This window comes from Rhodococcus sp. (in: high G+C Gram-positive bacteria) (assembly GCF_049591685.1).
GTDB lineage: Bacteria > Actinomycetota > Actinomycetes > Mycobacteriales > Mycobacteriaceae > Rhodococcoides.
Map to the genome: position 1 here is coordinate 1 of NZ_JBAWFH010000336.1, position 8,944 is coordinate 8,944.

Annotated in this window: 9 protein-coding genes; 6 read left to right on the plus strand and 3 right to left on the minus strand. The window is 65.6% G+C overall.

The window, feature by feature from the left end:
• From WBQ44_RS14080 to purM, 3 genes are all read left to right on the plus strand, one after another.
• Positions 1-257 (plus strand): sterol carrier family protein (locus WBQ44_RS14080; protein WP_495567296.1); only part of this gene is annotated, 257 nt, incomplete at its 5' end.
• A gap of 127 nt (positions 258-384) precedes the next feature.
• On the plus strand, positions 385-1,950 hold the full coding sequence (gene purF, locus WBQ44_RS14085; protein ID WP_495567297.1) for an amidophosphoribosyltransferase: 1,566 nt from the start codon (positions 385-387) through the stop codon (positions 1,948-1,950).
• 345 nt (positions 1,951-2,295) lie between these two features.
• A complete protein-coding gene (gene purM / locus WBQ44_RS14090; RefSeq protein WP_495567298.1) occupies positions 2,296-3,411 on the plus strand; it encodes a phosphoribosylformylglycinamidine cyclo-ligase in 1,116 nt (371 codons plus the stop codon).
• A gap of 79 nt (positions 3,412-3,490) precedes the next feature.
• Here the strand turns inward: purM and WBQ44_RS14095 are convergent, their stop codons facing one another.
• From WBQ44_RS14095 to ygfZ, 3 genes are all read right to left on the minus strand, one after another.
• Positions 3,491-3,703: a DUF3073 domain-containing protein gene (locus WBQ44_RS14095; protein ID WP_495567299.1), complete on the minus strand. Its 213-nt coding sequence runs from the start codon at positions 3,701-3,703 to the stop codon at positions 3,491-3,493.
• A gap of 203 nt (positions 3,704-3,906) precedes the next feature.
• A complete protein-coding gene (locus tag WBQ44_RS14100; RefSeq protein ID WP_495567300.1) occupies positions 3,907-4,569 on the minus strand; it encodes an MOSC domain-containing protein in 663 nt (220 codons plus the stop codon).
• Entirely contained in the window at positions 4,566-5,702 is a 1,137-nt protein-coding gene (ygfZ, locus tag WBQ44_RS14105; protein ID WP_495567301.1) for a CAF17-like 4Fe-4S cluster assembly/insertion protein YgfZ, read from the minus strand. The genes WBQ44_RS14100 and ygfZ overlap by 4 nt, the downstream gene beginning before the upstream one ends.
• A 45-nt stretch (positions 5,703-5,747) precedes the next feature.
• Between ygfZ and WBQ44_RS14110 the strand changes: the two genes are divergently transcribed.
• The 3 genes from WBQ44_RS14110 to cydB form a co-directional block, all read left to right on the plus strand.
• A complete protein-coding gene (locus tag WBQ44_RS14110) occupies positions 5,748-6,626 on the plus strand; it encodes an aminodeoxychorismate lyase (protein WP_495567302.1) in 879 nt (292 codons plus the stop codon).
• Between the two features lie 109 nt (positions 6,627-6,735).
• A complete protein-coding gene (locus tag WBQ44_RS14115) occupies positions 6,736-8,199 on the plus strand; it encodes a cytochrome ubiquinol oxidase subunit I (protein WP_495567303.1) in 1,464 nt (487 codons plus the stop codon).
• 12 nt (positions 8,200-8,211) lie between these two features.
• Positions 8,212-8,944, plus strand: a 733-nt coding sequence (gene cydB / locus WBQ44_RS14120) for a cytochrome d ubiquinol oxidase subunit II (protein ID WP_495567304.1), incomplete at its 3' end; no start/stop codon positions are given.

An 8,944-nucleotide genomic window follows, 5' to 3' on the forward strand; every position in this document is an offset into this window, starting at 1 on the left:
CCCGCACTCTCGCGCAGGTCGCACCGGGGTCTAGCGTCGAAGTGCGCGTGCCGCCCTTCGTCGCCGTCCAGTGCATCACCGGTCCGCGGCACACTCGCGGCACGCCTCCGAACGTGGTCGAGACCGACGCACGCACGTGGCTCGAGGTGGCCACCGGGGCGCGCGCTTTCGAGGACGCATTGCGCGACGGCTCGGTCACCGCATCGGGTAGCCGGGCAGGCGAAGTAGGGCACTGGCTGCCGATTCTGCGGCCCTGATTCCGCCGCCGAGGTAAACGAGACGTGGCCCGGACGGGAATGTCGCATGCCCGCGATGCGTTGCTCAGGCGAGATGGCCCGTAGACTGGGCCATGCCCCTCACCCCGTCCCCCTAGGGAGCATCGCTGTGACCTCTGCCGAGTTGTCGGTGAACAGTCCGAATCTGCTCGATGGCACGCCGCTCGACGAACCCGAAAACGAACCGCGCGAAGAGTGTGGCGTCTTCGGTGTGTGGGCCCCCGGGGAGGATGTGGCCAAGCTCTCTTATTACGGCCTGTATGCCCTGCAGCACAGGGGGCAGGAGGCGGCAGGCATTGCTGTGTCCGACGGCTCCCAGGTACTCGTGTTCAAAGATCTCGGCCTCGTCAGCCAGGTGTTCGACGAGCAGACGCTCGGTGCGATGCCCGGTCACGTCGCCATCGGTCACTGCCGCTACTCCACCAGTGGATCGGTCATCTGGGAGAACGCGCAGCCGATTTTCCGCACCACCGCTGCGGGTACGGGTATCGCACTCGGGCACAACGGCAACCTCGTCAACTTCGCCGAACTCGCAACGCGAGCTCGCGAAGAAGGTCTCATCAGCGATCGACTTCAGGGCAACGGAACGTCCGACTCCGACGTCGTCACCGCACTGCTGGCGCACAAGGCAGCCGACAGCACCGTCGAGCAGGCTGCGATGGAACTGCTGCCCACGCTCAAAGGCGCCTTCTGCCTGACGTTCATGGACGAGCACACGCTCTACGCGGCGCGCGATCCCCATGGCATCCGTCCGCTCTCGCTCGGCCGTCTCGATCGCGGCTGGGTGGTTGCCAGCGAAACCGCTGCACTCGACATCGTCGGTGCGGCGTTCGTCCGCGACATCGAACCCGGCGAACTGCTGGCCATCGACGCCGACGGCGTCCGCTCCTCCCGCTTCGCGGCGCCGGAACCCAAGGGCTGCATATTCGAATACGTCTACCTTGCACGGCCGGACAGTGTGATCGGCGGTCGCTCCGTTCACTCCACCCGGGTGGAAATCGGTCGTCGCCTCGCCACCGAGCACCCCGCCGAAGGCGATCTGGTGATCCCGGTACCCGAATCCGGCACCCCCGCAGCCGTCGGCTTCGCGCAGGGATCCGGAATCCCGTACGGCCAGGGCCTGATGAAGAACGCGTACGTGGGACGCACGTTCATCCAACCGTCGCAAACCATTCGGCAACTTGGAATCAGGCTCAAACTCAACCCTCTCAAAGAGGTAATTCGGGGCAAAAGGCTGGTGGTGGTGGACGATTCGATCGTTCGCGGCAACACTCAGCGCGCCCTGATCCGCATGCTCCGTGAGGCAGGCGCACTCGAGATCCACGTACGCATCGCGTCACCGCCCGTGCGCTGGCCATGCTTCTACGGCATCGACTTCGCCTCCCCGGCAGAGCTCATCGCCAACGGCGTCGACTCGCAGGACGGAATCCTCGAGGGCGTCCGGCAGGCCATCGGTGCCGACTCACTCGGCTACATCTCCACCGAAGGCATGATTGCGGCGTCCGAGCAGCCGGAGTCTCGGCTCTGCACTGCGTGTTTCACCGGCAGATACCCCATCGACCTGCCGGCAGACAACGCGTTGGGCAAGCACGTGCTCGAAGGGATGCTCGCGTCGGCCGCAGGTAAGGCGTCGGGACAGTCCAACGCGAATGCGTCTGCGCTCAGCCGCCCCTGACTGCCTCGAGATCGTAATACCCTCAGCCGAGGCCGTTACGCCCCGACGGACCGCCCGATGCGGCAGCGCGAGTGCCTCAGAGGGCTCATGAAGGGGTTTCAGCTCGGCCGGCAATTGCCCATCGGTTAGTCGTGATTTTGGTCACGGCGCGGCTACCCGCCGCGATGCCTGGCTCCCTCTACAACGCCGCCGCAGTCGACGATCGAGGCGGGCAACTCGGCCGTGCCACCCGGCGTGCCTCGGTCGGAATGGAGACTCCGGTACCGTAAGAGCGCAATTGTGCGCAGCAGTGCCACGCCAGGGGCCCGGCGCGCACCACGGACACGAGTACAAGGCTGGAGCCGCATGACCGAGGAATCCCGACCACCCCGCGCAACATCCGGAGGGGAACGGGCGGCGGGCGGTGCGTCCTACGCCGCGGCCGGCGTCGACATTGCCGCCGGTGACCGTGCGGTCGAACTGTTCGCTCCGCTCGCGAAGAAGGCCAGCCGTCCCGAGGTCATGGGTGGGCTCGGCGGTTTCGCCGGTCTGTTCGCGCTCAAGGGCGACTACCGCGAGCCCATTCTCGCCGCGTCCACCGACGGCGTGGGCACCAAGGTTGCGGTCGCCCAGGCGCTCGGCAAGCACGACACGCTCGGACTCGACCTCGTCGCCATGGTCGTCGACGACCTCGTCGTCTGCGGCGCCGAACCCCTGTTCCTGCAGGACTACATCGCTGTCGGCCGCGTGGTCCCCGAGATGGTCGCAGAACTGGTCAAGGGCATCGCCGAGGGCTGCATCATCGCGGGCTGCGCACTGCTCGGCGGCGAAACCGCCGAACATCCCGGGCTCATGGCAGACGGAGACTACGACCTGTCCGCCACGGGCGTCGGCGTAGTCGAAGCGGATGCGGTGCTCGGACCGGACCGCGTACGTCCGGGCGACGTCGTCATCGGGATGGGTTCGTCGGGACTGCACTCCAACGGCTACTCACTGGCCCGCAAGGTGCTTCTCGAGATCAACCACATGGATCTCGGCGGCCACGTCGAGGAATTCGGCCGGACCCTCGGTGAAGAATTGCTCGAGCCCACCAAGATCTACGCCAAGGACTGCCTCGCCCTCGCCGCCGAAACCGACGTGCGCACGTTCTGCCACGTCACCGGCGGCGGACTTGCAAACAACCTCGGGCGCGTGATGCCCGCGGGCCTCGTCGCCGAGTTGGACCGCGCAACATGGAGCCCGGCGCCAGTGTTCTCACTCATCGCACAGCGCGGCCGGGTCGAGCGTGCAGAGATGGAGCAGACGTTCAACATGGGCGTCGGCATGGTCGCGATCGTCGCCCCGGAGGACGTGGATCGCGCGCTCGCCGTACTGACCGCACGACACATCGACTGCTGGACTCTCGGAACCGTCAGAAAGTCGACGGACAAGACCGAGACCACCGAGCGGGCTGTGCTGCTGGGGAACCACCCACGCTTCTAGCGGGGCGGATCCGCCGGAGATACGAACAAGTGAGGGGGAGCCGCATCGCGGCTCCCCCTCACTTGACAGGTATCGACGATCAGCGTCGCCAGTCCTCGTATTCGTCTTCCTCTACCCGGGAGTACCCATCCGAGTCCGAGGTGATGCCGCCCGAGGTGATGCCGCCACGGTGGGAGTTGGACGAGTGACCGGAGAGCTCTCGTTGCAGACTCTCCAAGTCCGTTGACGGAGAGCTGTACTTGAGCTCACGAGCGACCTTTGTCTGCTTTGCCTTAGCCCTGCCTCGGCCCATGGCGGTGCCCCCTCGCGGACTTGCGGGGCGGCCTGGGGAAATTTGGGCGCCCCGTTAGATTTGGTATTTCTTCCTGCTGCACACTCTAGCGCGCGAACGGCCCGGATGCTCATACGGACTACGTGTGGCGGGTGTTCGTTTGCTCTCAACCGCTGCGAAACGTCCGTCAACCTGCAAGAATCATCTTCTCTTGCCGCAGATATTCAGCGCCTGGCTCGTAGGCCGAGAGCAAACTTCACTTCCCGCTCGACCTTCTTCGGAAGGGCGGGCGCCTCGAGTACGCGTCGGAGGCCCTCGTGGTTCTCGCCACGAAACAGCTCGCGCACGGTGACGCCGTGAGTCGGAACGTGGTCGACGACGATCCGATCACCGGCCGCGAGCGTCCCCGGCCGAACCACTCTCAGGTACGCACCCACATCGGCGCGCTCGGTGAATCGCTTGACCCAGTGCGGCTCCTCGACCCACTTCGCGAACGTGCGACAGGGACGGCGCGGGATCGTCACCTCGAGTTCGACGGAACCGACGGTCCACCGCGAACCGATTACCGCGTCGGTGACGGGCACGCCCGTCGTGCGGAGGTTCTCGCCGAACCACCCCGGAGCGACATCGCGGCCGAGCTCCTCGGCCCACCGCGACGCCTCGGCGTCGTCGTAGGCGTAGACGGCCTGATCGACCCCGCCGTGAAACTTCGTATCGCTGCTGTGGTCACCCGCAGGCCCGAGCTCGTGCACTTCGATGGGGCCCTCGACCGGCCGCTTGTCGATCGCGCTGTCCACGACGGCCGCGCGCCCGAGAGGCACGATGGTGTGAACGACACAGACGGTGTCGAGTCGGCCGATGATCGGGGCCGAGACGGTGTCCGTCACCGGCCGCGCAACCGATCGACGGCAGCGCGGCCTGCCTGCACGTCCTCGTAGCTCGGAATGGAATCGGGATCGATCGACGCAGCGCACGGCCCGGCTACCAACTCGGTGCCGACGGGAATGGTCCGCTTCACCAGCGCCAGAGCGATCGGGCCCAGCTCGAAGTGGTCGACGACGGTGCCGAGCCGGCCCACCGTGCGGCCCTCGGCGATGACCGGATCGCCCGTCGCGGGACGGCCGTCGGCCGAACCGTCGAGATGCAGGAGAACGAGGTGCCGGGGAGGCCGGCCCAGATTGTGCACCCGGGCAACAGTCTCCTGACCGCGGTAGCAGCCCTTCTCCAGATGTACGGCACCCAGTTGGTCGGCACCGCCGATCCAGCGCACCTCGTGCGGAATCGTCTTCTCGTCTGTGTCGACACCGATGCGCGGCCGAATCGACTCCACGCGCAGAGCGTCGTACGTCCAGGTGCCGGCCGGGGTGGCCCCGGCGTCACGAAGCCGGGTGAACCACGAGGTGAGCGCATTCCGCGGGACCAGCAGGTCGAAGGCATTGGGACCTGGCCACGGCATGCGGCGAACGAAACCGCCGGTGGCGGGCGCCGCGGCGTCGAGCGGTGCGGCGTCGTAGAACTGTTCGGGAATCGGTGCGCCGACGGACCGAAGAACGTCGGCCGCGTCGGCTCCCAGGAGGCTGATCACGGCGAGTTCGCTGCCCTCGCGGGGCTCGGCCTTGGACCAGAAGACCATCTTTTTCAGGAACGCCAGCAGGTCCGGGCCCGTCGACGGCTCGGTATCTATCCACGTGACTTCGCCGATGTCCGTCTGTACGAAGTGGTGCTCGACGCGGCCGTTGATGTCGAGCGACAAGTTTTCGGCGGACCGGCCGTCCGGAAGATCCGATACCAACTGACTGGAAATAGTGTTGAGCCACGTCAGCCGCTCCTCGCCGCCGATGGCGAGTACGAATCGGTGTGACCGGTCGATCACCGCCGCCCGCGAGGTGGCGTCGCGCTGCTCGCCGAAGGGGTTCCCGTAGTGCCAGGCCACCGCGTTGTCGGGCGAGTCTTCCGGTGATGGCACTGCGTCGGGCAGGGAGAGAAGCGGACTTGGTGCGAGCGAGACGCTGGAGGACACGACTCCATAGTAGGAGGCGTGGTTTCAGCCTCTAGGGTTGGCGGCATGTCCGGCCGCGTTCTTGTCACTCTCGATGGGCGGTTTCACGACCCCGACCAGCCACTTCTGTGTGCCGACGATCTGGCAGCGGTTCGCGGTGACGGCATCTTCGAGACGATGCTCGTGCGCGGCGGTGCGGCATGCGGCCTCGAACTGCACCTCGCGCGGCTCGCGACGTCGGCGGTGGCGTTGGATCTGCCCACCCCCGAACTGGACCGCTGGCGCAACGTCGTCGACCTTGCAGTGGGTGCGTGGACGCGTGATTCGACGGCAGAAGGTGCGCTGCGCCTGGTGATCAGTCGGGGACGCGAGATCGGCGGTGACATCACGGGGTACGTCACCGTCGGGCCGGTGCACGAGCGAGTCGCGTCCGCTCGCGCCCACGGGGTGTCCGCGATCACGCTGAACCGCGGCTACTCTGTCGATTTCGCGGCAGCGGCGCCGTGGCAACTGCTGGGCGCCAAGACGTTGTCGTACGCGACGAACATGGCCGCACTCCGCCACGCCGCCCGCCTCGGCGCAGACGACGTCATCTATCTCAGCAGCGACGGCATGGTCCTCGAAGGTCCACGGTCGACGGTGGTGTTGGCGACCGGTAAGAGCCTTGTCACACCGCGTCCGGAGAACGGCATCCTCGCGGGCACAACTGTCGATGCGCTCTTCCGGGTGGCGTCCGGTATGGGGTACACGTGCACCCGCGCGGATGTGGCGCAGTCGGATCTCGTTGACGCCGAATCGCTTTGGTTGGTCTCGAGCATAACGCTGGCCGCCCGCGTCACCGCCCTCGACGGGGTAGCGCTGACGACGACGGGCGCAGTGGAGGAGTTTCGCACGATGGTGGATCTGGCGGTGCGTGGCGACGGGGATCACTCCCTCGATCGTTGAGCTACTACTACGCGTAGTAGTAGTGTCGTAGTTGCTGCGGAGGGGTCTCGAGCAGCGGTGACGCGGCGTGCGTCATCTCCCTGCGAGGCCGAGATAGTGCGGAGTAATCATGGACGCCCTTGACGTCTCGAGATGGCAGTTCGGCATCACCACCGTCTACCACTTCATCCTCGTACCGCTGACGATCGGCCTCGCGCCGATCATCGCCGCGATGCAGACCATGTGGGTCATCACGAAGAAGGACTCCTGGTATCGCCTGACCAAGTTTTTCGGCAAGCTGTTCCTCATCAACTTCGCGCTCGGAGTCGCCACCGGCATCGTGCAGGAATTTCAGTTCGGGATGAACTGGAGCGAATACTCTCGGTTCGTCGGCGACGTCTTCGGTGCGCCGCTCGCGCTCGAGGGCCTCGTCGCGTTCTTCCTCGAATCGACGTTCCTCGGGCTGTGGATCTTTGGGTGGGGTCGACTGCCCAAACTCGTTCACCTGGCGACCATCTGGCTGGTCGCGATCGGCGTCAACGCCTCCGCCTATTTCATCATCGCCGCCAACTCGTGGATGCAGCACCCGGTCGGCGCCCGCTACAACCCCGAAACGGGACGCGCCGAACTGACGAGCATCTGGGAACTGATGACAAACAGCACCGCGCTCGCTGCGTTCCCGCACGCGGTTGCCGGCGCATTCCTGACGGCAGCCACCTTCGTTGCAGGCATCTCGGGCTGGTGGATGGTGCGAGAAGCCCGTCGAGGACGGGAAACCAACTCACGCAGCATGTTCAGGCCCGCTGCCCGACTTTCGTTCGTGGTGATGATCGTCGCCGGCGGCGCCCTCGCCGTCACCGGAGATATCCAGGGCAAGCTGATGTTCGAGCAGCAGCCGATGAAGATGGCGTCGGCAGAATCGCTCTGCGAAACGGAGACGGGCGCATCGTTCTCAATGCTGACCGTCGGAACCCACAACAACTGCGAATCCGTCGTTCACCTCATCTCGATCCCCGGGCTGACCTCGTTCCTCGCCGAAAACGACTTCGGCGCAACCGTTCAGGGAGTCAACGAACTGCAGGAGCAGTACGAGCAGCAGTTCGGTCCCGGAAACTACAAGCCCAACCTGTTCGTCACCTACTGGGCGTTCCGAATGATGATCGGACTCGCCGCTGGGTCTGCCCTGCTCGCAGTCGCCGGTCTGTGGGTCACCCGCGGTGGCAGAGTGCCCGACCAAAAGTGGTTCTCGTGGCTGTCGCTGGCCGCGATCCCCACACCGTTCCTCGCGAACAGCGCAGGCTGGATCTTCACCGAAATGGGACGCCAACCCTGGGTGGTCGCTCCGAACCTCAACGGCATCGACCAAATCAGACTCACCGTCGACCAGGGCGTCTCCGACCACCCCGTCGGACTCGTCGTCGCCTCGCTCGTCACCTTCACCCTGCTGTACGCGGCCCTCGGATGCGTCTGGTTCTTCCTGATCCGTCGCTACGTTGTCGAAGGACCGCTCGAACACGACGCACACCCGCCCGGCGCCGACGACTCCGACGAGTCGGACGACGATGCGCCCAAGCAACTTTCGTTCGCGTACTAGAGGAGAACGGTCATGGGACTACCCGAAATCTGGTTCGTCGCAATCGCAGTTCTGTTCACCGGATATTTCGTACTCGAAGGATTCGACTTCGGCGTGGGAATGCTGATGCCGATTATCGGCCGGGACGGGAGTGCGGCTGTGGGGGAGCGTCGGAGGCGCGCTGTTCTCAATACGATCGGTCCGGTGTGGGACGGCAACGAGGTATGGCTCATCACCGCCGGCGGTGCGCTCTTCGCGGCGTTCCCGGAGTGGTACGCGACGCTGTTCTCCGGCTTTTACCTACCGCTGCTGCTGATCCTCGTCGCGCTCATTTTGCGGATCTGCGCCATCGAGTGGCGCGGCAAGATCGACGATCCGGTATGGCGGCGCAGGTGCGACCTGGGAATCGGTATCGGTTCGTGGGTTCCGGCCGTGCTGTGGGGCGTCGCGTTCGCGAACATCGTCAGCGGCGTGGCCATCGATGAGAACAAGAAAGTCACCGCCGGCTTCTTCGATCTGCTGGGGCCGTATGCGCTGCTCGGGGGTGCGGCGACCGCGGTGGTGTTCGCGTTGCACGGCGCCGTCTTCATCGCCCTCAAGACGTCAGGGGACGTACACGAGGATGCGGCGAGAATGGCACTGCAGCTTTCCGTTCCGGCAGTGATCGTCGGCGGCGGATTCGCCCTGTGGACGCAACTGGCATACGGGAAGGAATGGACCTGGATCGTCGTCGGAGTCGCTGCGGCATCACTGCTCGCGGTCGTTG

What these genes read in the sequence shown, in the direction of transcription:
- WBQ44_RS14110 (WP_495567302.1), top strand. Translation starts at nt 5,748, where the DNA reads ATGTCCGGCCGCGTTCTTGTCACTCTCGATGGGCGGTTTCACGACCCC.
- WBQ44_RS14095 (WP_495567299.1), bottom strand. Translation starts at nt 3,703, where the DNA reads ATGGGCCGAGGCAGGGCTAAGGCAAAGCAGACAAAGGTCGCTCGTGAG.
- WBQ44_RS14115 (WP_495567303.1), top strand. Translation starts at nt 6,736, where the DNA reads ATGGACGCCCTTGACGTCTCGAGATGGCAGTTCGGCATCACCACCGTC.
- purM (WP_495567298.1), top strand. Translation starts at nt 2,296, where the DNA reads ATGACCGAGGAATCCCGACCACCCCGCGCAACATCCGGAGGGGAACGG.